At 45.9% G+C, this 25,718-nt stretch carries 28 protein-coding genes; 9 read left to right on the top strand and 19 right to left on the bottom strand.

Going from position 1 to position 25,718, the window contains the following annotated elements; translation table 11 throughout:
* The first annotated feature begins 124 nt into the window (after positions 1-124).
* Together HP548_RS32745 and HP548_RS32740 are read left to right on the top strand one after the other, a co-directional pair.
* Entirely contained in the window at positions 125-475 is a 351-nt protein-coding gene (locus tag HP548_RS32745) for a hypothetical protein (protein WP_076289802.1), read from the top strand.
* Between the two features lie 54 nt (positions 476-529).
* A complete protein-coding gene (locus HP548_RS32740; protein WP_175383979.1) occupies positions 530-1,522 on the top strand; it encodes a 3-oxoacyl-[acyl-carrier-protein] synthase III C-terminal domain-containing protein in 993 nt (330 codons plus the stop codon).
* A 216-nt stretch (positions 1,523-1,738) separates the two neighbouring features.
* On the opposite strand, the gene HP548_RS32735 is transcribed toward HP548_RS32740, so the two are convergent.
* From HP548_RS32735 to HP548_RS32705, 7 genes are all read right to left on the bottom strand, one after another.
* Entirely contained in the window at positions 1,739-2,308 is a 570-nt protein-coding gene (locus tag HP548_RS32735) for a manganese catalase family protein (protein WP_099854743.1), read from the bottom strand.
* 93 nt (positions 2,309-2,401) lie between these two features.
* Entirely contained in the window at positions 2,402-2,677 is a 276-nt protein-coding gene (locus tag HP548_RS32730) for a spore coat protein CotJB (protein ID WP_063564297.1), read from the bottom strand.
* Positions 2,667-2,906, bottom strand: coding sequence for a spore coat associated protein CotJA (locus HP548_RS32725; protein ID WP_076289847.1), 240 nt, complete (start codon positions 2,904-2,906; stop codon positions 2,667-2,669). The genes HP548_RS32730 and HP548_RS32725 overlap by 11 nt, the downstream gene beginning before the upstream one ends.
* Before the next feature lie 222 nt (positions 2,907-3,128).
* Positions 3,129-4,514, bottom strand: coding sequence for a hemolysin family protein (locus tag HP548_RS32720; RefSeq protein ID WP_373561707.1), 1,386 nt, complete (start codon positions 4,512-4,514; stop codon positions 3,129-3,131).
* Positions 4,515-4,566: 52 nt separating this feature from the next.
* Entirely contained in the window at positions 4,567-5,703 is a 1,137-nt protein-coding gene (yfkAB, locus tag HP548_RS32715) for a radical SAM/CxCxxxxC motif protein YfkAB (RefSeq protein WP_143764736.1), read from the bottom strand.
* A 220-nt stretch (positions 5,704-5,923) separates the two neighbouring features.
* On the bottom strand, positions 5,924-7,042 hold the full coding sequence (locus HP548_RS32710; protein ID WP_175383978.1) for an HD domain-containing phosphohydrolase: 1,119 nt from the start codon (positions 7,040-7,042) through the stop codon (positions 5,924-5,926).
* A gap of 70 nt (positions 7,043-7,112) precedes the next feature.
* Positions 7,113-8,543, bottom strand: a complete 1,431-nt coding sequence (locus HP548_RS32705) for a bifunctional metallophosphatase/5'-nucleotidase (RefSeq protein ID WP_175383977.1) — start codon at positions 8,541-8,543, stop codon at positions 7,113-7,115.
* 120 nt (positions 8,544-8,663) lie between these two features.
* On the opposite strand from HP548_RS32705, the gene HP548_RS33825 reads away from it, so the two are divergent.
* Together HP548_RS33825 and HP548_RS32695 are read left to right on the top strand one after the other, a co-directional pair.
* On the top strand, positions 8,664-9,410 hold the full coding sequence (locus tag HP548_RS33825; protein ID WP_175383976.1) for a molybdenum cofactor biosynthesis protein: 747 nt from the start codon (positions 8,664-8,666) through the stop codon (positions 9,408-9,410).
* Positions 9,411-9,534: 124 nt separating this feature from the next.
* Positions 9,535-10,584 (top strand): HD-GYP domain-containing protein, encoded by a 1,050-nt coding sequence (locus HP548_RS32695; RefSeq protein WP_076289852.1) that lies wholly within the window; start codon positions 9,535-9,537, stop codon positions 10,582-10,584.
* Positions 10,585-10,724: 140 nt separating this feature from the next.
* Here the strand turns inward: HP548_RS32695 and HP548_RS33145 are convergent, their stop codons facing one another.
* The 9 genes from HP548_RS33145 to HP548_RS32655 all read right to left on the bottom strand — a co-directional run bounded on the left by HP548_RS33145 (position 10,725) and on the right by HP548_RS32655 (position 18,629).
* Entirely contained in the window at positions 10,725-10,856 is a 132-nt protein-coding gene (locus HP548_RS33145; protein WP_208642727.1) for a YjcZ family sporulation protein, read from the bottom strand.
* A gap of 108 nt (positions 10,857-10,964) precedes the next feature.
* Positions 10,965-11,684 (bottom strand): M23 family metallopeptidase, encoded by a 720-nt coding sequence (locus HP548_RS33820; protein ID WP_175383975.1) that lies wholly within the window; start codon positions 11,682-11,684, stop codon positions 10,965-10,967.
* Between the two features lie 245 nt (positions 11,685-11,929).
* Positions 11,930-13,327 (bottom strand): Fe-S cluster assembly protein SufB, encoded by a 1,398-nt coding sequence (gene sufB, locus HP548_RS32685; protein WP_062319997.1) that lies wholly within the window; start codon positions 13,325-13,327, stop codon positions 11,930-11,932.
* A 20-nt stretch (positions 13,328-13,347) separates the two neighbouring features.
* On the bottom strand, positions 13,348-13,779 hold the full coding sequence (gene sufU / locus HP548_RS32680; protein ID WP_063564289.1) for a Fe-S cluster assembly sulfur transfer protein SufU: 432 nt from the start codon (positions 13,777-13,779) through the stop codon (positions 13,348-13,350).
* Positions 13,769-14,989 (bottom strand): cysteine desulfurase, encoded by a 1,221-nt coding sequence (locus tag HP548_RS32675; RefSeq protein WP_099854758.1) that lies wholly within the window; start codon positions 14,987-14,989, stop codon positions 13,769-13,771. Before HP548_RS32675 ends, sufU begins: the two co-directional genes overlap by 11 nt.
* Complete coding sequence (gene sufD / locus HP548_RS32670) at positions 14,986-16,290, bottom strand: Fe-S cluster assembly protein SufD (protein WP_099854760.1); 1,305 nt, start codon at positions 16,288-16,290, stop codon at positions 14,986-14,988. Before sufD ends, HP548_RS32675 begins: the two co-directional genes overlap by 4 nt.
* Positions 16,291-16,314: 24 nt before the next feature.
* Positions 16,315-17,094, bottom strand: a complete 780-nt coding sequence (sufC, locus tag HP548_RS32665) for a Fe-S cluster assembly ATPase SufC (RefSeq protein WP_062320002.1) — start codon at positions 17,092-17,094, stop codon at positions 16,315-16,317.
* Between the two features lie 371 nt (positions 17,095-17,465).
* Complete coding sequence (locus HP548_RS32660; protein WP_175383974.1) at positions 17,466-18,041, bottom strand: DUF1802 family protein; 576 nt, start codon at positions 18,039-18,041, stop codon at positions 17,466-17,468.
* A 126-nt stretch (positions 18,042-18,167) separates the two neighbouring features.
* Positions 18,168-18,629 carry a Dps family protein gene (locus tag HP548_RS32655; protein ID WP_053780517.1) on the bottom strand — a complete coding sequence of 154 codons (462 nt, stop codon included), beginning with the start codon at positions 18,627-18,629 and terminating at the stop codon, positions 18,168-18,170.
* A 299-nt stretch (positions 18,630-18,928) separates the two neighbouring features.
* Here HP548_RS32655 and mtnK point away from each other — a divergent pair, with 299 nt between their 5' ends.
* Positions 18,929-20,146 (top strand): S-methyl-5-thioribose kinase, encoded by a 1,218-nt coding sequence (gene mtnK / locus HP548_RS32650; RefSeq protein ID WP_175383973.1) that lies wholly within the window; start codon positions 18,929-18,931, stop codon positions 20,144-20,146.
* A 44-nt stretch (positions 20,147-20,190) separates the two neighbouring features.
* Positions 20,191-21,264, top strand: a complete 1,074-nt coding sequence (gene mtnA / locus HP548_RS32645; RefSeq protein WP_099854766.1) for an S-methyl-5-thioribose-1-phosphate isomerase — start codon at positions 20,191-20,193, stop codon at positions 21,262-21,264.
* Positions 21,265-21,367: 103 nt separating this feature from the next.
* Here the strand turns inward: mtnA and HP548_RS32640 are convergent, their stop codons facing one another.
* The gene (locus HP548_RS32640) at positions 21,368-21,670 is read right to left on the bottom strand and encodes a YunC family protein (RefSeq protein WP_017689545.1); all 303 of its coding nucleotides are present in this window, start codon (positions 21,668-21,670) and stop codon (positions 21,368-21,370) included.
* Positions 21,671-21,900: 230 nt separating this feature from the next.
* Between HP548_RS32640 and HP548_RS32635 the strand changes: the two genes are divergently transcribed.
* A complete protein-coding gene (locus HP548_RS32635) occupies positions 21,901-22,479 on the top strand; it encodes a hypothetical protein (protein WP_076289860.1) in 579 nt (192 codons plus the stop codon).
* A 149-nt stretch (positions 22,480-22,628) separates the two neighbouring features.
* Here HP548_RS32635 and HP548_RS32630 read toward each other — a convergent pair whose 3' ends face one another.
* Positions 22,629-23,015, bottom strand: a complete 387-nt coding sequence (locus tag HP548_RS32630; RefSeq protein ID WP_099854794.1) for a DUF423 domain-containing protein — start codon at positions 23,013-23,015, stop codon at positions 22,629-22,631.
* Positions 23,016-23,293: 278 nt separating this feature from the next.
* Between HP548_RS32630 and HP548_RS32625 the strand changes: the two genes are divergently transcribed.
* Positions 23,294-23,770 carry a hypothetical protein gene (locus tag HP548_RS32625; protein WP_083678944.1) on the top strand — a complete coding sequence of 159 codons (477 nt, stop codon included), beginning with the start codon at positions 23,294-23,296 and terminating at the stop codon, positions 23,768-23,770.
* A 112-nt stretch (positions 23,771-23,882) separates the two neighbouring features.
* A complete protein-coding gene (locus HP548_RS32620; RefSeq protein ID WP_076289862.1) occupies positions 23,883-24,731 on the top strand; it encodes a DegV family protein in 849 nt (282 codons plus the stop codon).
* Positions 24,732-24,812: 81 nt separating this feature from the next.
* Here the strand turns inward: HP548_RS32620 and pdaA are convergent, their stop codons facing one another.
* Positions 24,813-25,592 carry a delta-lactam-biosynthetic de-N-acetylase gene (gene pdaA, locus HP548_RS32615; protein ID WP_076289863.1) on the bottom strand — a complete coding sequence of 260 codons (780 nt, stop codon included), beginning with the start codon at positions 25,590-25,592 and terminating at the stop codon, positions 24,813-24,815.
* Between the last annotated feature and the right edge of the window lie 126 nt (positions 25,593-25,718).

Here is a 25,718-nt window from a genome sequence, read left to right as displayed (position 1 = left end):
CTTTATAATATGGTTAAATTATCCTTCGAATCAGCTACATCTCAGAAGCAGTCAGCGAGGGCCTCAAGGCCTATGTCTTGGTTAGCAGGATAGCCTTAACTCATTTAAAGGAGAGAGAACAATCATGGGAAGTTTTATACTGAAAACTGACGTTCCGAACAAGGTGTTGAACATTGAACTGGAGGGCTCTTTCTCTCAAGAAGACGGTTTACGTTCCATCTCGGCATATCAGGATACGATCGCTCCGATTAACACCAAGGAGTATGAGCTGAATATTGATTGCAAAAAGTTGAATGTTACTGCTCCGGAAATTGTGCCTCTTCTCGAGGGCTGCCTGCAAATGTTCAAAAAAGATGAATATAAAAAAGTGGTGTTGACGCTTGAGAATAATGCCATTCTGAAAATGCAGCTGTCCCGTCTTGGACGGTCTGTCGGATTGGACAATCTTGAGATCATCTCCACGGTAACGACATAATAAACCAGGCGGACATGCTGAGGGTTCACCCATCCGCTCAAGAGGAGAATGAAGATGGCTGGAATTCGTATTGTAGATATCGATATCTATCATCCAACGAACAAGGTGGGCAATGACTTTTATATTGAACATTTTGATGCAAGAGGTGTAGATATTCGGGGATTGTTAAAGGCACTTGGGCGTGATACACGTTACAAAATTGACAACGATGATGAAAACTCACTAAGCATGGCCTTTGAGGCCGCCAGTAATTTGCTCGAAAAGACCGGACTCACCGGTGCCGATATCGATCTGATTACTTATGCAAGTCAAACGCCGGAATACATCTTTCCTACGAATTCCTTAATGATTCATCGCCTGATTAACGGGGCATCCCATACCATCTGCATTGACAGCAATGCCAACTGTGCGGGCATGACCGCAGCCTTTGAACAAGTTAGCCGTCAGATGCTGGGCAATCCCAGAATTCGTCGTGCTTTGATTATTGGCTCGGATTACATCGCTCCTCACGCCAGTCCAGACGATCCTGTGTACTTCGCGAATTTTGGGGACGCAGCAGCAGCTGTTATTGTTGAACGGGACGAGCAGGCAGTCGGATTTATTGACTCGATTTACCAGACTGATACCTGTGTGTACGGCAATTCTCTCTTCCCGGCACAAGGTCTTGCAAAACTAGGCCAAACCGGTGTTGACGCAGGTGCCTTCCATGTAAAATTCATACCGTTTGATGATTCCATCTGTGTAGGCGCTGCCTCTGATTCGATTCGAACTTTGCTAAGTCGTAATGAAATCGGTGCAGATGAGATCAAAGCCGCTTGTTTCTCCCAATTATCCATTGGCAATATACGTGCTGTATCCGAGAACATTGGCATTGGCGAAGATATTGCCGTCTACATTGGAGACGAATTCGGATACACCTCAACCAGCAGTCCGTTTATTGCATTCCATCGAGCCATAACATCCGGCCAAATTCAGCGTGGTGATAAAGTGCTGTTCTGGACCGTTGGCGCTGGGTGGCAAAATGTTGCCATGGTCGTTGAATACTGAGAGTTTGACACGGAACCCCAAAAAGCAGGGCAGCCTTTTTTAATAAAAAAGGACGGTCCTGTTTTTTTATTATTTTTTTGAGATGATAACTTTTACTGGATACATCCCATTACCCTTACCTCAAAACCAATGAGGAGCATGATCTGAACAATTCCTTTCATCGCAAAAACCGCTCTCTTGAGAGAGAACGGCAATGAGAACAATATGTTGTCCTTTTCAGAAAATCTTCTTCGTCTCCCGATCATCCTTCAGAATCTCGACTGCCTCACGAAAACGCAAGGAATGCACAATCTCCCGTTCCCTCAGAAACTTGAGACTATCCTGTAGATCAACGTCATCCGTAAGATCGATCAACCACTGATATGTAGCCCGTGCCTTCTCTTCCGCTGCAATATCCTCGTACAAATCCGCGATAGGATCTCCCTTCGAGGCAATATAGGCTGCTGTAAATGGCACACCGGAAGAATTGGTATAAAACAGTGCAGAGTCACGCTGTGCGTAGTTTGGACCAAGCCCCGCTGCTTCCAGTTGCTCCACCGATGCATCTTTTGTCAATTTATATATCATCGTTGCAATCATTTCCAAGTGAGCAAATTCCTCGGTTCCTATATCATTCAACAGCCCGATAATCTTGTCCGGAATCGTATACCGCTGGTTCAAATACCGCAGGGCAGCCGCCAGTTCTCCGTCTGCGCCCCCATACTGTTCCGCCAGCAATTTCGCCATATGAGGATCACATTTGCTAACCCGAACGGGATATTGCAATTTTTTCTCATACACCCACATGCAGACGCCTCCTCTATAAAATCAAATTCAACCTGTTACGATCCCTCGAGCTCCTAGCCTGGAACGTCTGCAAGGAAACCCGAGGCTGTTATCTCATACTTGCCAAGGCCATGGCGTCTGGGACCATTCCCACGGATATTTGGAGAAAGCATGCCCAAAATTCATCAGAGGTCCGTACAATTGCTGAAACTCATGCGCCACCCTCATCCGCTCCTGGCTGAATTTGTTGTATTGCTCGATGCTTTGATAGTCGCCCGGGTGGGTGTCCAGATACAGATTCAACTCAACCAATACAAAATCGAGTGCCTGAAGTTCCTCCAGCAGCTCATAGTATTTTGCATCACAGGCTTTAGGTGCTTCAGGTTCCATCTGCTTCCACCTTCCTTCCCTTCGAGCTCGCAGGTGTATAAGGACTGTATAAAGCAGGCCACAACGTTCCAACTCTTAAGGCTTCTGCGGGACTGAACTGCGGCCAGCCCATCGGCTGAAATGGGATAAACAATTGCGGAGGAACTAGGTACGTCCGAATCGTCTTCGGTGGACATGGATCAAACGGCCCCACAAAAGGGGCGTAAGCACGAAGCTGCGGATCTGACACAGAACAACGCCTCCTCCATCACTGATTTGGTACATTCGACATCGCTTCATTCCAAGCTTTCATTTCCCGTCTCTATAACCATATGTCGCTGTCCCCCAAGTTAATCCCATATTTAGCTGAACGCAAAAAAAGACCTTCGAACGACTTACCCCGCTGGGCAGTGTCCAAAGGTCACTTCATTTGATATGGAGGCTATGTGCCCAATGATTATTTCATCAATACTCAGTCCCTGTCACGTTCACGATCATCCTGCATCGAACCTGGTTCCTGTTCTCCTATTTCGACCTTATTTTCTTCAGGATCAGGTCGCTTATATACCTTCACTCTGGTAATTCGGAGACGGGTGGATTCTTCCACTTCAAAGACATAACCGTTTTGCTCCCGTGTTTTACCTTTGACCACGCTGCCTTCCAATTCCTTGAACAGCCAGCCGCCAATCGTATCGACTTCCTCATCCTCAATGACAGCACCGGTCCATTCATGAACCTCTTCAATCAGGGAGCGACCATCAATGGAAAAGGCTTCTCCACTGCGCTCCATATGCGGACGTTCGTCTTCGAACTCATCATACAGATCGCCAACGATCTCTTCCAAAATCTCTTCAGCAGTCAGCAAGCCCGCTGTACCGCCATATTCGTCGACCACCAGTGTCATCTGGGAGTGCTTTTTCTGCATCAGACGAAGTACATGACTGATCTCCATCGATTCAGGAACATTCAGAATCGGACGAACAAGCGCAGCCAGATCATGCTGCTGGTCAGGTTCAGCAAGAAGCAGATCGGTAATGTGGATAAATCCGATAATCTCATCCTTATCCTCAACAGCCACAGGATAACGGGAATGCTTCGTTGCATTAATGATTTTCAGGTTTTCTTCCAGCGACATATGAGTATACAGACAGTCCATATCCGTACGTGGCAGCATAATTTCACGTGCCAGCATATCCGAGAAATCAAAGATGTTATCCATCAGTTTGATTTCATCCTTATCGATGACGCCACTTTTCGCACTTTGCTTCATCAAAATTCGAAGCTCATCTTCCGAATGGGCCTCTCCTTCGCTGGCGGGTTCAATGCCTGCCAATCGCAGCAGTGCATTGGCTGACGCGTTCAGTACCCAGATGAATGGGAAGAAAATTTTATAAAATAACAGCAACGGTGCCGATAGCAGCAAAGCCACTCCGTCTGTTTTTTGGATTGCCAGAGATTTGGGCGCAAGCTCACCCAGCACAATGTGCAAAAACGTAATGATACAGAAACCGATGATGACCGATACCGTGGATATAAGTCCTGTATCTGCTACACCAAGCTTGAACATCAGAGGCTCGACCAGTAATTCGGAAATGGCCGGTTCACCGAGCCAACCAAGCCCCAGCGATGTCAACGTGATTCCGAACTGGGTTGCCGATAGATAGGCATCCAATTTACCATTCACCTTCAGGGCATAACCAGCCAACTTATTCCCTTCACTCTGTAATTGAGTGAGGCGTGTTTGTCTAACTTTGACCAGAGAAAATTCCGCTGCGACAAATACGCCATTCAAAAATACGAGCAGAAACACACAGACCAGATTAAATACCAACTGCCCAAGATGAAATTCGGTATGAATACCCAAGTCGAAACTCCCCTTTTCTATCTATTTCAGGAATACACCTGGAATATCAACGTGTAATTGCTTTTCTCGATTTGAAATCCACACCTTTATAATACATATCTGCCACTAGCAGATTCGGACCGCAGCAAGAAGCAGCATCACAATGACAGTTCACTGTCTGATTCAAGGGATGTTCAGCTGACCACTCATGGAATACATCATCCAGCTTCCGGTCACGAATGTTGCCAAACGCCGGGATGTCGGCAAAATCGGTCACATACACGTTCCCGGTGAACATGTTGACGTTAACGCGGTTACGACCGTCGGGATCATTACGAACCGTGACTTTAGGCTCGCTATACAGGCGGTTAATCAGTTCACGATCCTGCTCTGCTGCACTGCATGCGAAGAACGGAAGTGTACCAAACAGCATCCACATATCCTTGTCACGCGCATCCAACAAACGATGAATAGCCGCTCTCATATGATCAAGGGAAAGTACCGGCAGCGAAGAAGCAAAATTCGAATTATACATCGGATGCACTTCATGACGGACACAGCCCATCTCACGGATCAATTGATGAATGCCCTCAAGCTTGTCATGGGTACGGAAATTAATCATGGACTCCGCAGAGATAAACATGCCCGCTTCACTGAGTTTACGGGAATTTTCAATCATTTTCTCATACATCTTCACCGCGACTTCCCGCTTTACAGGTCTACCACTGTTGGCAAACCCGACTTGGTGAAAATCATCGGCATTCAGATAATTGAATGAGATATGCATTACGTCCAGATAAGGCAGAAGTTGCTCATAGCGACGGTAATCCAGCGTCAGATTCGAGTTGATCTGGGTACGAATGCCCCGTTCCTTGGCATATTTGAGGAGCGGAATGATCATCTCATCCACGGTCTTCTGGCTAAAGCTCGGCTCACCACCCGTCAGACTAATCGTCTGAAGGTGCTCAACCTCATCCAGCCTTTTAAGCATCAAAGGCAGCGGAAGCGCAGGTGCTTCGCGCATCGTTAACATATCTCCTACCGCACAATGCTCGCAGCGCATATTGCACAGATGAGTCACGGTCATTTCTACACTGGTCAGCACATGGCGTCCATATGTACGCAAAGAGCCGATCGGATCCCAAGGATCATTAGTCGGCGATAAAGGCATCGGTTCTACCGATCCTGAGTTTAGCATGGTCATTGTTCTTCACCTTATTCCTTTTATTAACCTAAAAAGTTTTATTTACAACATACCCCGTCTTCAACTTTTGGAGTTATCTTTAATCATAGCACAATTTCCTGTGCTCTGGCATGAGCATGCTCTGTCCATTACATGACAAAAAACGCCCGTGTAATATCAGGCCGGCTCGGTCCTGATATTACAATATGAGCGTTACCCATTATCCATTGACGTCAGGTTATCAAAATAATTCGCCACGTACTGAAGCTGGCGTAGCGTCTTCCACACCCTCAACGCCTGTAATCATAACAGACAACGCTGTGGACAGATCGATCTCGTAGGGTGCACTTAATGTCTGGCCGTCCGCATCCTTGAGAACACGAATACGTGGTCGTTGCGGAACGCGCGTATGGATGTCTGCAACAACCCCGACCTCCCCTGTACTCAGCGTGACGGAGATACCTAAGGGATAAATGGCTACGCAATCACGGAATTTCTCCAGCATTCGCTGTTCATATAAAGTCCCTGAACCCGTGTATAATACTTCCACAGCTTGATGTGGCAGCAAAGCTTGTTTGTATACCCGATTGGTTGTCATCGCATCATACGAATCAGCAAGGGCCAGCCATTTGGCGTACTCATGAATCTCTTTGTCTTTCAAACCAAAAGGATAGCCGCTACCATCAATCCGTTCATGGTGTTGTAATGCGCAATGGGCAGCAAGGAGCGGTATACCCGGTTCATCTTTGAGAATACGATGTCCATATGTAGTATGCTGCTGTATGATTTTAAATTCCTCATCGCTCAATTTGGCCGGCTTGTGCAGAATTTCTGGAGCAATCTGCGTTTTACCGATATCATGCAACAGAGCTCCTAGTCCAATCTCCATTAACTGCTGCCGAGTATAGCCTGATGCCACACCAAGAACCAGCGTATACACACATACATTAAGAGAATGATTATACAGATCAAAATCACTGGCGTTCATATCCATCAGCATAATCATCGCTTCCTTTTGACTGCCAATGTCCTCCAGAATCGTATTCATTACTCCGCTAAGTGCTTTTCCGAAGTGCGGGATTCGGCTTTTGGTTTTGAGACCCGACATGCTCTGAAACTGCTGTTTGATCTCGACTAGCGCTCTGCGCCTAGTCTCTTCCTGCAGCATATCCGGAATAATGATATCCTCTGTTGCTGCATCCGATATATACACATATCCAATCCCCAGGTCCTTTAGACGTCCAATCAACCGACTGGTCAGCTCTACTCCCTCACTGAGCAGCACCAAACCCTCTTCACTATAAATTCGTTTCCCCAGCTTCATGCCAGGCTGCAATAGGTTTATATGTACTAAACGCACAGCCTATCCTCTCCCGCTCCGTAGATGTAATTTCCACTAGCCGCCGCTTCAGCAGAAGGCAAGTAACTTGTTAGATTTCATGCCAACGGGACCGCAGGCTGTCATCCAGCGCCCCTGGCCTTTTTAGTTCCGATTCGAGCAGATCACGTATGAATTCAGGAAGTCGATACGCTGTATCCGTTCCAAGAGCAAGGGACGTATAACCTACGTTAAACGTAAACATGTCGAGTGTTCCTACGACATATTCTTGTTCATCGCGCATCGGCTCGCCCCCAATATATATGGCACGAATTTTCTCGTATGGAGGCGAATGGGGATCATACTCCACATCCATTCCATCCATGCACAATGTTCCTAAAATCTCACCGCGAAATCCAAATCCGATAATCGGTTTACGTGAAAACTCTGACAACAGGGACTGCTCCAGAGCTTCCCGAATTTGAATTCCATTCAAGCATATTGTACAGGCATTAATGGGAGATGGACATAGGGAATGTAACATTCCCTTTGTGATATTCCCCTGCGGAAGATCTCCAAGAAGCTGCCCCGCGTTAACCAGAGACAGCTGTGCTCCAGTGAACTGACGAACTGCTTGGGCAAGCAAAGACGCAAACGGAGACTCATGATCGTAATCAATGGTCAGCGTCCTATCCGTAATAACGGCTGTTTGGCCCAGCGAACGCTCAGCTTCCGTCCGGTGTGTATCTATAGCCAGCGACACGCTTTCTTCGAGCAACATGTTCTGGACTGGAACACAGCCGCTACTCACCAGTGTAAGTTCATTCGCTTCATATTCCCGCTCCAGTACCACCTTACCCAGCCACTGGCCAAACTTTCCTGCCGCTCCAAGCACCGTCTGACCAATGACTAAAGGTTCTTCCAGTATATGATGTGTATGACCGCCCAGAATGACATTGATGCCCTGAATCTGTTCGGCCAATCTGCGATCTGTGGAAAGCCCCAGATGGGACAAGATAACGACTACATCCACCTGAGAACGTAAAGCTTCAACTTGCTCACGCAGCGTCTCTACTGGGTCCAATACATCCCAACCCAACAATTCATAAAAGGCAGTAAAGGGTGCTGTAGCACCAAGCAAACCGATGCGAAATGGCCCCTTCTCCAATATGAGAGAGGATTTCATCCAGACTGGTGGCAGGCCCGTAGCCTGATCCACAACATTTCCACAAACAACAGGGCACAGAAGTCCAGAATATGACTGCGTCAGTTGTTCGGGTGTAAATGTTAGTCCTTCGTTGTTCCCGATCGTTATCGCATCATAACCGGTCAGATTAATGATATCCACGTTGGACGCCCCTAGGGTTCCCTCCGTCTCAACTGCCATCCGGTCCATATGATCTCCGATATCCACGACCAGAAATTCTCCAGCCTGTTCTTTCTCATGTCCAATCATGGCGGCGATGGAGCTCATGGAGCCAAAATGACTATGGATGTCATTGGTGTGTAGAATCGTTAATGTTTGCGCCTTCTTGGTGCTCATCACACCGCCTCCCTCTTATCGTCAATAACGTACATTCCTCTAATGGATAAGCATAACATTTTCCGCGTCGTTATGATATATTTATAGGGTTTAGAGATTAAAAAGAGGTGAGTAATTTCCATGAAATTAACAATTCAACTATTTGCAGGAATCGCTGAACGTCTGGGCACATCCCTGCTTGAATATGAATACCCCGGAACGGATCCAACTCCTGTGCAATTAAAAGAAAAACTGGGCCTTGCTTATCCTGAAGCGGCAGATCAAATACGTGTTTCTTTTCTGGCAGTAAACCAGCAGTATGCTTCTGCCGATATTATAATCAAGGCTCAGGATGAACTTGCCTTAATTCCCCCTGTGTCGGGAGGAGATGGTACCCATTTGAATGGTGACGGACATCGTTCATCCCATCCTGAGCATCGTACGGATGATGGATTATTCCTGATCACCCAGTCCCCACTGTCCGTGGAAGCTACAACGGAGCTTGTCATCACTGCAAACCATGGAGCAGCCCTTACCTTTGTTGGCACCACCCGTGAAATGACCGGACAGCAACGAACGGTTCATCTTGAATATGAGGCCTATGTACCTATGGCACTTTCTCAGATGGCAGCTATCGGTAATGAAATTACTGAACGCTGGCCAGGCGTAAAATGTGCGATTAGCCATCGGATTGGGAAGGTAGACGTAACAGAGATCAGCGTCGTTATTGCCGTTTCCTCGCCTCATCGCAGTGACTGTTACGACGCAAGCCGTTACGCGATTGAAAGACTCAAACAGAATGTGCCCATCTGGAAAAAAGAAATATGGGAAGATGGTTCCGAGTGGAAAGGTCATCAATTAGGACCCTGGAACCCCACAGACAATTAATTAACTAGTCATTCGACCTGTCCAAAAGGTGATGAAATTAGTAAATAAGTCGTTGTCAACCCATTTTTTTCTTGTTATTATAATCATATATGTCGATATTAGTCGAGGAAAAGGTGGTTTATACGTGAGAGTGCATGTTACTGATCTTAAAACTGGCGACCTGTTAAAAAATGATGTGTACAACAGTTCGGGTCTCCACATGCTGATGAAAGGTTCCACACTCAGCGACGATGATATTGCCAAGCTGCTGCAGCACGGAATCGATTACGCAGATGTAGAACATACAACATCTGACCTACACTCTGATGCACAAACCTTACCTTCCGATCAAACCCGTCTGTTAACTAACCTGTTTAACGATACGATCAAAGGTACAGAATCTCTATTTGAACAAGCCATGGAGAAGGGTTTTATTGATGAGACTCAGGTCGATGAAATTTTGATAACCTTAACGGGACAACTTGAAAAACAAAAGGACGTTGTCTCCTTGCTGCTGATGCTTGACGGAGATAACGACTACACCTACAACCATTCCTTACAAGTCGGAATGCTCGCTTTTTATATTGCCGGCTGGATGGGATACAACCCTGAGGAGTGTCTAACTGTAGCCAAAGCAGGATATCTTCACGATATTGGCAAGTCCAAGATTCCTTCTGAAATTTTACATAAGCCGGGCAAATTAACGCCCGAAGAATTCGAAGAAATGAAGAAACATACGTTATATGGTTATGAGATTGTTAAAGAGTCCACTCAGGACGAGATCCTTGCAACCGTTGCGCTCCAGCATCATGAGCGCGAGGATGGAAGCGGCTACCCTCATGGACTGAAAGGTGACGAGATACATCCATTTGCCCGTATAACGGCTGTTGCCGATGTTTACAGCGCGATGACGACCACTCGGGTGTATCAGACCAAGCAAGAACTAATCTCCGTGCTATGCGAATTGTACAGCCTCAGTTTCGGTCAGTTGAATGCTGAAGTTACGCAGGAACTCATCAAACATATGCTACCCAATTTTATTGGCAAAAGGGTTCTGCTCACGACAGGCGAAACCGGTCTGATTGTCTTGAACAACCCTGCGGATTACTTCCGCCCACTCGTTCAGACCTCTACAGCCTTCATTGATTTAGCAAAGGAAAGAGATGTAGCTATCGTTGAAATTTATATCCAGTAAGCATTAGCATTCAGTTATGCACAGCAGCAGTTAGAGTAATCAAATTCAAGAGAGAACATGTCACGTTTACATGCTTTACATGTAAACAAAGGGAAGCCGTTAAGGCTTCCCTTTGTTTTATTATTAATCGTTCATTCCGATTAAACGCAGAATGCTTTAGTGATGATAACCAACAGAATGAACAGTACCAAAATCGCACCTGTGTTAGTGAACATATTGTATCCGCCTACGCCGCCTACGTTGCCACCACAGCCATATCCAACTTCGCTCATGTGATTGCCTCCTCTTCATCAGGTATACCCTAACATATGACGTTTGCGTATGGATGAACCGGGCGAACTGGCAACATTCAATAAATAGTTATCTGCCTGCTTTGCCTGTTAACTTGAGGAAGCGGAAGAGACCTTAATGCCCTTCTCCTTGCGATACAGGATGACAAGCAATCTCCAAAAGTCATAACTACCTGTTTCGTTATTTATATACGATTGGTAATAATGATAAGCTTCCTCAGCCCAGGACGGACAAGCCATACTTGAAATGTTTTTCTGCTGCTGGATCCAGGCCGACTGGGATTCCAGCATCTTCTCCATCGCTGTTAACCGCTCTCTTTCCTCCGTCGTCATTGGGGTTCCCTCCTGTCCTTCAACCGTTGAACTATATTCAGATTGCAAGTAGATTCCTGGATCAACAACACCATTCTCACTAGCCGTGTATCCATACGAAGGGGAGCTCGTTTTGCGTACCTCATAATGCACATGCGGACCCGTGCTTTCACCTGTACTTCCCTGATTGCCAAGAAGCTGCCCTTGTTTTACTTGCTGTCCAACTTTCACTGCAATTCGGGAAAGGTGAGCATAACAATGTAAGTAGCCCCTATGATCCTGTACCGCAACCGTAAGCCCGTAGCCGCCGAATCCTGAGCCTGTAGCACCTTCCGAAGCAAAGCGTACAGTCCCGTCCATAAATGCATGGATGGGGCCATTCCATGGCTCTGTGACGAGATCGATTCCGCGATGAAATGTCTGGCCGCCAGAAATAGGATGGATTCGGTAGCCAAATGAACTTGTAATCCGATATCCCTTAAACGGATTTATGCTCATGTATTCACATCCTTTTCTATCATTAGATGCTTAAATCTAGTAAATGGCTTGTGCTATTGATCCTATTTTATTACAAATAAACCCAGATAGAGCATTCAAGTATGTTTTTTACTGCAATAAAAAAAGATCGAGGGATAAACTCCCTCGATCTTTCTTGATGCTGTATATAGATCACGTGAAACTGATTCAGCATAACTTCGCCACAATCAAAATCGACGTTTTCGAAACGTGCTAGGGCAGGTGGATTAACCAATAGACCCTTCCATTTCAAACTTGATCAATCTGTTCATCTCTACCGCATATTCCATCGGCAGTTCCTTCGTGAACGGTTCAATAAAGCCCATGATGATCATCTGTGTTGCTTCTGCATCAGTCAAACCACGGCTCATCAGGTAGAAGAGTTGATCTTCGGACACTTTGGATACCGTAGCTTCATGCTCCAGCATGATGTTATCATTCATGATTTCATTGTAAGGAATGGTATCGGATGTGGACTCATTATCCAGAATGAGTGTATCACATTTGATATTGGATTTTGCACCTTCCGCTTGGCGACCAAAGGAAGCCAGACCACGATAGGTTACTTTACCACCATGTTTACTGATCGACTTGGATACAATTGTTGATGTTGTATCTGGAGCCAAGTGAATCATTTTCGCACCTGCATCCTGATGCTGATTTTTACCAGCTACAGCGATGGACAGAACCGAACCTTTAGCTCCGCGGCCTTTCAGTACAACTGCTGGATATTTCATCGTCAGTTTGGAACCGATGTTGCCATCGACCCATTCCATCGTTGCATTTTCTTCAGCAACGGCACGTTTAGTAACCAGGTTGTAGATGTTTGGTGCCCAGTTTTGAATCGTTGTGTAACGAACACGGGCATTTTTCTTACAGATGATCTCAACAACCGCACTATGCAGTGAGTTCGTGCTGTAGATTGGAGCTGTACAACCCTCTACATAGTGAACGAAGCTGTCTTCGTCCGCAATGATGAGTGTACGCTCGAATTGTCCCATATTTTCGGAGTTAATCCGGAAGTAGGCTTGCAGAGGCACTTCACATTTTACGCCTTTAGGCACGTAGATGAAGCTTCCTCCGGACCATACCGCACTATTCAATGCAGCAAATTTGTTATCTGCTGGTGGAATAACGGTTGCGAAATATTCACGCAGGATTTCCGGATGCTCTCTAAGTGCAGTATCCGTATCCATGAAGATTACGCCCTGATCTTCCAATTCTTTTTGCATGTTGTGGTAAACAACTTCGGACTCATATTGAGCCGATACACCTGCGAGGAATTTTTGTTCCGCTTCAGGGATACCCAGTTTATCAAAAGTTTCCTTGATTTCGGAAGGTACCTCTTCCCATGTTTTCCCTTGTTTTTCAGAAGGACGAACATAGTACTGAATATCGTTGAAATCCAATCCGTCGAGATCTCCGCCCCATTTAGGCATCGGCATTTTTTCGAATTGTTTCAGGGATTTCAAACGGAATTCCAACATCCATTCCGGTTCGTTCTTGATTTTGGAAATCTCCGTAACGACTTCTGCAGTCAGACCTTTACCGGTTTGAAAGATGGATTTGTGTTCGTCGCGAAAACCATATTTATACTCTTCCATTTCTGGTGCTTTTTTAGCCATCTTGCTCTACCTCCCTATCGTTATTGTACATTGTCCTCTTCGTCAATTCCTTTGCGTAGTGCATTCCAGGCCAATGTGGCACATTTGATGCGTGCAGGGAACTTGTTCACACCGGATAGGGCTTCGAGATCTTCATAATCGTCGAAATCGACTTCTTCCCCTTTCATCAGTGAGGAGAAACGGTTAGCCATGTCGAGTGCCTGATCCATCGTTTTGCCTTTGACTGCCTCCGTCATCATTGATGCCGAGGACATGCTGATGGAACAACCTTCCCCCGTATACTTGGCTTCCTGAACGATTCCGTCTTTCAGCAAAAGTTGCAGTGAAATCCGGTCGCCGCACGTTGGATTGTTCAAATTCACCGTGACAGCTTCATTATCAAACGTTCCGCGGTTCCGCGGGTTTTTGTAGTGGTCCATTATGACACGCCGGTACAGATCATCAAGTTGCATCGCCAAAATACTCCTTTGTCTGGATTAAGGCGCTGACAAGCCGGTCCACATCTTGTTCGTTATTGTATAGATAGAAACTGGCACGAGCTGTTGAACTGACTTCAAGCCAGCGCATCAGCGGTTGGCAACAGTGGTGTCCGGCACGAATGGCTACGCCACTCGCATCCAGCACAGTTGCCACATCATGCGGGTGTACATCACCGAGGTTAAATGTAACCACTCCAACATGACGCTTGGCTGGTCCATAAATGGTCAGTCCGTCAATCTCGGCCATACGTTCCGTTGCATAAGCTGCCAGCACACTTTCATGATGAGCAATCTCATCCATGCCAATCTGCTCCAGGAAATCGATAGCAGCGCCCAATCCAACCGCACCTGCGATAATCGGCGTTCCGCCTTCAAATTTCCAAGGAAGCTCTTTCCAATTGGATTCATAGAGACCCACATCATCAATCATTTCACCGCCGAACTCAACCGGCTCCATGGACTCCAGCAGCGCCTTTTTGCCGTAAAGTGCACCGATCCCGGTTGGTCCGCACATTTTATGGCCGGATAATGCGTAGAAATCACAGTCCAGATCCTGCACATCCACCTTCATGTGCGGTGTGCTCTGTGCGCCATCCACAACGATGACAGCACCTTTGCGGTGTGCAATTTCAGCGATTTGTTTTACCGGATGAACAACACCCATAACATTGGATACATAAGCGATTGCTACAATTTTAGTATTGTTCGTAATCGTCTTCTCCACATCAGCCAAATCAATGTTGCCATCCGGCTGAAGCGGAATGTATTTCAGTGTCGCACCCGTTTCTTTGGCTACCTGCTGCCAAGGAATCAGATTGCTATGGTGTTCCATCTGTGTAATAACAATTTCGTCGCCTTCTTTGCAAACTGAGCGTCCGTAGGACGAAGCCACCAAATTCAGAGCGGTCGTTGTCCCACGGGTAAAAATAATCTCCTGTGTGCGGCGTGCGTTGATAAACTTGGCAACCTTTTCACGTGCGCCTTCATAAGCATCCGTTGCACGGCTTCCAAGCGTATGAACACCACGATGCACATTGGAGTTCTCATATTCATAATAATGTTTAATCGCTTCGATTACAGCCAGCGGCTTCTGGGAAGTCGCTGCGTTATCTAGGTATACGAGCGGGTGTCCGTTGATTTCCTGGTGGAGGATCGGGAACTGCTCGCGGATAGCCGGGTTCATTGTCCCAGTTTCCGTTCGATGAGAGACTGCAATTGGGTACGCAGTGCTTCCAGAGGAATATCCGCCACCACCGGAGCCAGGAAGCCGTAAATGATCAGGCGTTCCGCATCCGTACGGTTAATCCCGCGCGACATCAAGTAATGAATTTGCTCCACATTGACTTGACCTACAGAAGCCGCGTGACCTGCTGTTACATCATCCTCATCAATGAGAAGGATTGGGTTGGCGTCTCCACGTGCTTTCGGGCTCAGCATCAGTACTTTCTCTGTTTGCTGTCCGTCCGCTTTGGTAGCACCTTTCTCAATCTTCGTGATTCCGTTAATGATCGCAGAAGCCTCTTCACGCATAACTGCACGTGTAATCATCTGACTTGGCGTGTTTTTGCCAAAGTGACGAGCTTCTGTTGTGTAGTTCAGTTTTTGGGAACCGGAACCTACTGCGATCACTTTGGAATCGGAGCTTGAGCCGTTCCCTTTAAGAACCGTCATCGTGTTGCTTGCAGTATCACCGTTGTTCATCTCACCAACGATCCACTCGATCGAACCGTCGTTCTCCACCACTGCACGGCGGAAAGATACGTCAGTAACACTTGTGCTCAGTTGGTGAACTGATGCGAAACGGACTTTGGCACCAGCTTTCACGAATACTTCCACAACACCGTTATGGAACACAGGTGAAGACAGTTCGCCAGATACATAGTTATCCACATAAGTAACGGAGCTGTTGGACTCAGCAACGACAAGCACGTGTGGTGCAAATGTTGCAGTAGCATCATCTGTGAGCAGTACCGCTTGTAGCGGAACTTCAATCTCTACGTTTTTCGGAACATAGAGGAATACCCCACCGTTCCAAAGTGCTGCATGCAGTGCAGCAAGGGAATGCTCATCTGCTTTTACAGCCGTATTCAGATATGGTTTTACCAAATCGCTATGTTCGCGAACTGCTGTAGCCAGATCTGTGAAGATAACTCCTTTTGCTGCAAGATCAGCAGACAACTTGGAATATACCGTACCGGAATTACGCTGGATAACCAGACTGCCTTCCGCTTGGTCCTTAACCAGATCTTTAATGGAAGCTGGTACTTCCTCAAGGGAAGCAATCGCTTCACTAGCTTTGTATGTGCCGTACTCGCTGACATTCCAGCGTTCGATTTTTTGTTTTTCCAGTTTAGGAAGCGCAAGCCCACTTGCTAGCTTAAGGGCTTCGAGACGCTGCTCGGTCAACCAGCCGGGTTCATTGTTGCTTTCCGACAAGGCGCGAAGCGCTTCAGATTCAACCGGAAGAATTGTTTGTGTAGTCATTGATTATCCTCCTCCGTTTTGTCTTTACGCTTGACCTACAGTTTCGTCTGTGATTCCCAGCTCTTCCTTAACCCAGTCATATCCTTCAGCTTCCAGACGGTGAGCCAGTTCAGGTCCGCCAGATTTCACGATACGACCTTGCATCATTACGTGTACATAGTCAGGCGTAATGTAGTTCAACAGGCGTTGGTAGTGAGTGATGATCAGGAAGCCGCGATCTTCGCTCTTCATTGCATTTACACCGTTTGCCACAATTTTCAGAGCATCGATATCCAGACCGGAGTCAATTTCATCGAGTACTACGATTTTTGGATCAAGCAGCATCATTTGCAGAATCTCGTTCCGTTTTTTCTCACCACCGGAGAAACCTTCATTCAGGTAACGGTGAGCAAATTCAGGATTCATATCAAGTTCTTTCATTTTACCTTCCATTTGGCGAATAAACTTGATCAGGGAGATCTCGTTACCTTCACCACGACGTGCGTTGATTGCGCTACGCAGGAAGTCGGAATTCGTTACACCGGCAATTTCACTCGGGTATTGCATAGCCAGGAACAGACCAGCACGAGCACGCTCGTCTACAGCCATATCCAGTACATCTTCACCGTCAAGTGTAATCGTACCGTCTGTTACTTCATATTTAGGGTGCCCCATAAGTGCTGAAGCCAGTGTTGATTTACCAGTTCCGTTAGGACCCATGATTGCGTGGATTTCTCCACCTTTCATTTCCAGGTTGATGCCTTTCAGGATTTCCTTACCTTCGATCGTCGCTTTCAGACCTTCAATGACGAAATTCGTAGCCATGTGTATTGTTTCCCTCCATTGATTAAATTGATGTTTACTGTCGAAAACGAAAAAGCACCTATTAATATCTGAACAGGGCTTCCCCTGAATTTCTCCTGTACTCCAATCTCCAAAGCAAGAATCACTTTAGAATAATTCTAAACTGATTCTCAATGATTATCAAGTCATTTCCTAAGAACTCTTGTCCCTTACAGGAAACATTATTCTATCTGATTCTATAATAAAAGCCAGATTGAATCAAATGACAAAACTTCTTCGTCATAAATAGACAGTGAGAAAAATCACAGGAATTCAACCTTTTATCCAATCTGCTCCTCTCAATCGAAAAAGGACCTATCCATATCATGGACAAGTCCTTCCGATAAATAACATTACATTTTGAGCGTCTCGTTAATCTTCTGTACCTGTTCGTCAAAATCCGCAACGTCCACCACCGGCGTCATTTCGCGCGGCACCGGACCATTCGGAATGGAAATCCAAGAACGGCATCCGTTGTATTCAGGTAATACGGGAATTTCCATCGGTTCCTTCAAACGGTACACTCGGAGTATCAATACGTGGAGTGGATCTTTGCGTTTCCACTTTAGGCGGTCTTCGGCAAAATCAGCAGTCCACATATGAAAGTCTAGAAGTCGATCCAGCATCTCCTGATCCTTGATCTCCAAATCCTGTGCCACTTCAGCATATGCTGTGAGACGGATCGTCGAGGCTTCAGGCACCCATTCGGCCAATGATTCCTCAACATAGAAATGATCAGAGGACTTTATCAGTTCTTTACGCTGATGTTCATAAGTCGGATACAGATAGAACGCTGGACTTTTCAACTCAAAACGTCGGGTTTCCTCCACAATCCCGCCTTTGCGCATTACCATAGTCTGGCGACCCGTTTCCAGCGCTTTGATTGCGGAGGCCCATTCTTTTAATGCCGGTATCGTTGTGCCTATCATAAAGTGCTCCTCCCCAAGTCAGTCTTGTGAGCAGTATAGACGCTCGGCGTTGTCCTGACAACGTGAAAGGTAGGATAGAGTAACTTTATGGTTTATAAGCCAACGAACTCGTAAACGAGAATGGAATTAGCCCAAGAAAGAGCGCAACATCCACATATGTTTCTCCAGATCAGCCTTGAAACCTGTCAGCATATCAGAAGTTGGTTGGTCTTCTGCAGCGTCTGCCACTTCAATACCTTCCTGGTACTCGTTCGACAATGTAGCAAAATCCTCGATTAGATTCTGTACCATTGTGTTGGCATCTTCGCCACCAGCAGCCTCTTGAATGGAGGACAGCTCAAGATATTCTTTCATCGTAGCTGCTGGGCTACCTTTCAGGGTTAGAATACGTTCAGCGATTTCATCCATTTGTACAGTCACTTCATTGTAGAATTCTTCGAATTTTACGTGCAGTGTGAAAAAGTTAGGTCCTTTTACATACCAGTGATAATTATGGATTTTTACATACAGGACGTTCAGGTTTGCCACCTGACGATTAAGTACTTGTTCCACCGATTTTGCTTGATCTGTTTTGTTTTTTGTAGCCATCTTAATCCCATCCTTTTATTATAAAATTAGTCTGACATTCACTATAAGCAGGGTATCCTGCCGTAAATGACAGAGATTTAACATTTCGGCACCACCAAGTGGTGGAGAGCCTTGTCGGCGGCATTTCTATCAACCGTCCGGCCTATTTGTTTTTACCCGTACACCGGAAGTTCGAAACAAGACCGGTATAGTTTGTCTCAAAAAAAGGGTACAAAATCACAGTTATTTCCGATATACTGACATATACCAAGCAAAGAAGTGGGTTTTCCTGTTTCTTCATATATATGGAGGTGGCATTCTTGTCCCAATATCACCCTTTTACACCCCAGGATGCAATCGAACTGGCCAAAACTTTACCGGGTACGTTTGCGGCAGATGCGAATCTGGAATGTCGTGAGATCGGTGACGGCAATCTGAATTTGGTCTTCCATATCACGGATCAGAACTCCGATAAAAGTATCATTATCAAACAAGCTCTTCCTTATGCGAAAGTGGTCGGAGAATCATGGCCATTGTCTCTGGTGCGTGCCAGAATTGAACGGGAAATTCTACAGGAAGAGTATCGTCTATGTCCGGGAATGGTACCGGAAGTGTACCATTATGATGATGATCTCGCCTTAACCGTGATGGAAGACTTGAGCGATCATGTGATTATGCGTAAAGGCCTCATCGATGGCGGAACATATCCTCTTTTTGCACAACATATCGGGGAGTTCATGGCAAGAACGCTGTTTTTCACTTCAGATCTTGGTATGAACCAGCAGCTGAAGAAAGAAAAACAGGGAAGATTCGTCAATCCGGATCAATGTAAAATAACCGAAGATCTGATCTTTGATGAACCCTATCGCATTGCGGAGAAAAATAATTATGAGGCTGCCATTGAAGACGAAGCGGAAGCACTTCGTACAGATGGAGAACTCCATCTTGAAGTGGCTTTGCTGCGCGAGAAATTTCTCACCCATGGTCAAGCTCTACTTCATGGTGATTTACACACAGGCAGTATTTTTGTCACAGCTGAATCCACGAAAGTCATTGATCCCGAATTTGCCTATTTCGGTCCAATGGGATTTGATGTAGGAGCCGTGCTTGCCAATCTGCTACTCCACTACGCCTCGCTGCCAGGTCGAATCCAGGATCAGACGGCTCTTCATGAGCGTGAAACGATATTGTTGGATATGGTTCGTGACGTATGGACTGAATTCGAATCACGTTTCCGCAGCCTGTGGGCTTCAGATCTGGTTGATCCTATGGCTAAGGCGCCTGGATACGAAGATCTTTATGTACAACAATTATTCAGAGATTCTGCTGGCTTTGCGGGCGCGAAAATGGTCCGCCGTATTGTCGGACTTGCGCATGTCGCAGATATCGATACGATTGAAGATGCAACACAACGCGAACGTGCTCAGCGCAAAGCGCTGGCAATCGGTAAAGCACTCATCAAGCGTAATCGCAATCTGAATACCATTGGTGAACTTTTAGATACAGTAGATACTGCGGTTACTTCTATTAAAGCCTAACTCAAAGAAAGATACGGCTTAACTCAAGGAACGGAGGAACATCCATGACAACCCCTGAACATCAGCCTCTGTCCTCCCTTATATGGAAACAGGACAAGCTTGAAATGCTTGACCAGCGTCTGCTGCCTGAAACAATTCTGATGCTGAAACTGTACACGCCCGAAGAGGTATGGGAATCCATACACTCGATGAAAGTACGCGGTGCTCCGGCGATCGGGATTGCTGCTGCATTTGGTGTCGTGCTCGGTGCCAAGGCATATGACGGACTTGCCGTACAAGGCTGGCTCGATCATGTAAAATCCATCTGTGCTCATCTTGCCACTTCCCGTCCAACGGCTGTGAACCTGTTCTGGGCATTGGATCGTATGATGCAAAAAGCCAGTGACCTCGCTGAATCCGGTGCAAGCATCGAAGATAGCAATGCTGCTCTAGAAGCGGAAGCACTTTTGATTCAAAAAGAAGACGAAGAAGTGTGCCGCCTTATCGGTGAAAATGCTCTTCCTTTGTTCGCAGACGGTATGGGTGTGCTCACACACTGTAATGCAGGCGGACTTGCAACCGCGAAATACGGAACGGCGACTGCACCGATGTACCTCGCTCATGAGCGTGGCATCAACCTGAAAGTATTCGCAGACGAAACGCGTCCTGTCCTTCAGGGTGCACGCCTTACGGCCTTCGAACTCCAGCAAGCCGGTATTGACGTTACTCTGATCTGCGACAACATGGCTGGCATGGTGATGTCCAAAGGCTGGATTCAGGCAGTTATCGTGGGTACAGACCGCGTCGCTGCCAATGGGGATGTAGCTAATAAAATCGGAACTTACAGCGTAGCGGTCCTGGCCAAAGCGCACAACATTCCTTTCTATGTTGCCAGCCCACTGTCCACTATTGACCTGTCTACGCCATCCGGAGATCTCATTCCGATTGAGGAACGTGCTGCGGAAGAAGTAACCGAAGGATTTGGCAAACGTACGGCACCACAAGGTGTGAAAGTATTCAACCCGGCGTTTGATGTCACACCTAACGAATATGTAACGGCCATTATTACGGAAAAAGGCGTCGTTCGCGCTCCTTTCAAAGAGAATCTGGCTGCCTTGTTCGCCAAGGATGAAGCTTAATTAATAGAAGTAAGTTTGATTGTTTGATATAGGATTGGTACATGTAAATTAAAGAAAGGGCTCCCCAGTAGGGGAGCCTTTTTAATCGTCTAATATTCAGGGATTAGATCATCTTGAGCAATGCTTCTACACCCGTCATGCCAACCGTAATGCCCATGGCTTCGGCTTCCGTGGTCACCGACTCCATAGGTGCATGCAGCAGCTGTTCCAATGTGCGCACGCCAACCGCCCGAGCTGCAATAATCTTGCGATCCCCAAGCTTCTCATTAAGTAATCCCACATCGAGTGCTCCGCACATGATATATCCTTTGGATGTATTAATTGTCAACAATGTCGTTTTGGGCAGCTTAACCTCTACCCCGACCAAGACGTGCTCTCCAACCACAATCGGCTCCATCGTCACCATAATTTCCCGATACACCTCCTCTTCCACAGGTCACGATAATTGTATGCCTCATTCTGGATAGCCGTGTGGACACCTGCGGAAAAGGATTGGAAATGCATATGGTTTTACTTGATTTTGCCTAAGTGGTTGCTCATTTTCTATGTCTCCAGTACTATGATTATTGCCTTTTTAATGATATAGTGTATTGAAGCATGTTTTTGCTGACATATCTTTTAACGGGGCTGGGATGAATGAAAGAAACCTTATCCAACGAAGAAGAAATCGGCTTTTTATTCAATGTCGATATTCTTATTAAGAGCCGCTCGAATGCATTGGCACTGCAGTCCCTGTTGGAGTTCATAAACAAAGAGGAACAAATTGCGGACTTCCGGATTCAATCCGGTATAGAGCTTGGCAAAATTATTGAAGTGACACTGCAGTCCAAAAAGGACTCATTCGCCTTTCTTCATAAAGAAAGAAAAAAATCACAATCCAATGCAAGACAGAAGAACTCTTCACCAAATCAAGCGACGGCTTCAACCGTTCCAGTCAAACCACCAAGTGAAATCGAAACACCTGATTCCCAGATAGCTCCTTCAACCGAAGCATCCAACACTACCAACGGAAATTCATTCGATGTATGGATTGATACCCTTATCAAAGAAAACCGTCTTACTCGGATCGTTGTGAACAACAAGAACGGCCGGCATCAGAGCATTCCATGCCGAATCTTGAATTTTGATCGGGATACCAGCATTGTAAGCGTCTACCATGTGGATGAAAAACAAGTGTATACGTTCCGAACCAATGAAATTGATGAGTTTCTCTAACTCAATGTGTATTCAAACAAAAAGCAACTTACAGGGGAATTCCACAACATTTCCCAGGCAAGTTGCTTTTTTAGGTAATCATTCATGTAACAATGAACTGCTACATCATAAGTTCTCCATAACTACGCCCAGCTATTGTAAATCCGTCATCATGAGCGATCTTTTCCCCGCTGCCATACGTCTATTGCTAATAACAACCATCCGACAATAAAGGCTACCCCGCCGATTGGCGTGATGGCTCCCAATATTTTAATACCCGAAATACTCAGTACATACAGACTGCCCGAGAATATGATAATTCCAATAAACAGCAGGCGTGCTGCCCACTTGAGCTTGGTGGACGGACCAAGCTGACCCGCTGTAAGACCAATAATCAGCAGTGCGATTGCATGTATCATGTGGTACTGCACTCCGGTTTCATACACGGCTATGGCGTCTGCACCAATTTTTTCCTTTAGCATATGTGCACCAAACGCACCAATAGCTACCGAAAGCATTGTCATTACAGCACCAAGCATCATCCATTTCCGTTGCATTTAACTTCTCTCCCTTAATTCATCTCTCAACTATTATTTTAGCGAATCCTTGCAGTGTTTACCAGCCAGCTACGATGCGAAGGCATTTATATGTCTGGTTATATATACTTTACTTCGCTTTTGCCTCCAAATCGACGAAAACTGGCGTTAAACCTTGATTTTTATCGATTTTTATGGAAAAGTAAAAAGGAATGCCTTCATCCTCTTGATGAGAATCATAATACCCGGATTAGGTTAATTACACTCATGACCACGATTAAGGGAGGGATAACCCATTTATGGATAATCAAAATAACAAGACTAACCATCATCCTTACCAATCCAGTTCCGCTGCGGATTATTCAGATCCCAATCATGATAATCTGTTTACACCTTACCCCTCCGACCTTGAAGATCCATCCATGGGTCGATTGAAACATTCCGGGCCTGGTATTGCAAGTTTTGTGATTGGATTGGTCTCTATCATTGGTTACATGCTGACTTTAGGTATTGCCACAATGGCTATCAACAGTACAATTGGCGTCGTAACTACACCGATCCAAGTGGAAGAGATCGCATTACATCCAGCAGTTGTTCTGGCTTCTCTGGCTGTTCTGGTTTGTCTGATTCTTAATCTGGCTGGACTCATTCTCGGTGTGATCGGGCTCATTCTCAAAAATCGCAAAAAAGTCTTTGCTATCATCGGAACCATTCTCAGTGGAGTCATGATCCTGGCGTTTGCAGGGCTTATAATTGCAGGGATCTATATGATGTAAAAGCGTAACTCCGCTTCATTCTCATTCTTCAAAAATGTTAACACTGATCCATCTTATCTTGATCCATATGATCTATTCTATTGCCAAATTTTCGTATCCAAAGGAGATTGACATGTCACGAATCAAAATTTTCACGGACAGCACAAGTGATCTGGCCCCAGCATGGATCCAGCAGCACGATATCGGTATCATCCCTTTATATGTCGTGTTCGGTGAGGAATCACTGAAGGACGGTGCTGAAATTAAGCCGGAGCAGCTCTATGAACGTGTAAGCAGGGATGGGCGTCTGCCCAAAACAGCAGCACCTTCACCTGCTGATTTCATGACGGCATTTCAACCTTACATAGAACAAGGGTATGATATCTTATATATCAGCTTGTCCTCTGAACTTTCATCAACTTACCAAAATGCAAGATTGGCCAGTTCCGAATTTCCAGAAGGTCGCATCTCTGTCGTGGATTCTCTGAATCTTTCTTCCGGGATTGGCCTGATGGTCATGAAGGCAGTTCATGCAGCAGAAAAAGGGCAAAGCCTGATGGAAATTACACATCTCGTTGAAGCCATCAAGCCAAATGTGCGAACGGAGTTTGTCATCGATACGTTGGAGTATCTCTATAAAGGTGGACGCTGCTCTGGCATGCAAAACCTGATTGGCAGTCTGCTAAAAATTCGCCCCGTCATTCGAGTAGCCGATGGCAAGATGTCTCCTGCCTACAAAGTCCGTGGCAAACGGGAAAAGGCGCTGGAACAAATGCTGCAAAACACACTGAACCATAAGGAACAGATCGATCGTGATCTCGTTATCGTCGTGCATACCATGGCCGAAGAAGACGCGCTTGATTTGCAAAAGTCTCTGCAGGAGCAGACTGGAGCACGAGTGGAATTAACTACAGCTGGTTGCGTTATATGTAGTCATTGTGGTCCCAAAACGATCGGTATCATTTATAACACAGTTCTATAAAAGGGCTCAAAGACAAGCCAGAAAGGGCATCCCAAGCTACCGTAGCTCAGGATGCCCTTTTTCTATTGTAAACATGTAAAGTTAATAACTTTTTGTTTTCAGGTCATTCAAACTTTTGAACGCATATCCTTGCTTACGTGCCTCATCAATGATGGAAGCAAGCGCCTCTGTGTTATCCTTCGACACAGAGTGAAGCAGAATGACTGCTCCTGGATGAAGCTGTTTCAGGACTTGCTGACGTGCATACTCTGTCCCACGCTGCACTTTGGTATCCCAATCTTTATAAGCAACAGACCAAAACACATTAACGTAACCTTGGGCGTGGCTCTCTGCAAGCGTCCGGTTGTTAAAAATGCCACGTGGTGGCCGCAAGAAGGTCGCTTGCTGTCCAGTCAACCGATTGACCTCAGATCGTACCTGATCAAGCTCTGTTCTTATTTTTTCATTGGAAACTCGGGTCATATCGGGATGGCTCCAGGAGTGGTTACCCACTATATGGCCTTCTGCTGACATTCGCTTCACCAATTCAGGCTGGTCTTTCAAATAATGTCCGGTGACAAAAAAAGCAGCTGGCACTTTTTTGTCGCGCAGAACATCCAATATAGCTGGCGTAAACCCATTTTCATAACCGTTATCAAACGTAAGATACAGCTCTTTCTGTTTTGTATCCCCCAGGAAAATGGCATCGTTATGCTGCAATATCTCCTTAAATCCTTCCTGATCAATGGAAGGCAACTGGCCGTTTTGGCTCTTTTTGAAGCCAAAATGATAAGCTCCATTTATTGGCGATGCTTCAGTATGTGCCGGTAATATACCGAACGTCAATACAGCCAGCAGCATGTAAAGAACCATTCGCTTCATTGCTATCCGCTCCTGTTCCTGAAAAATTCGGTTTGTCGTTTCCTATCACGAACACCTTCAGGTAATATGCCACAGGAACAGCTAATGTATGTAAATTTCGATTACAGATCGCTTCACATACTTATA

Origin of the sequence: Paenibacillus taichungensis, assembly GCF_013359905.1 — a bacterium.
Taxonomy (GTDB): Bacteria; Bacillota; Bacilli; order Paenibacillales; family Paenibacillaceae; genus Paenibacillus; species Paenibacillus taichungensis.
Note: the sequence above shows the minus strand (reverse complement) of the source record. Positions and strands in the feature narration are given on the sequence as shown.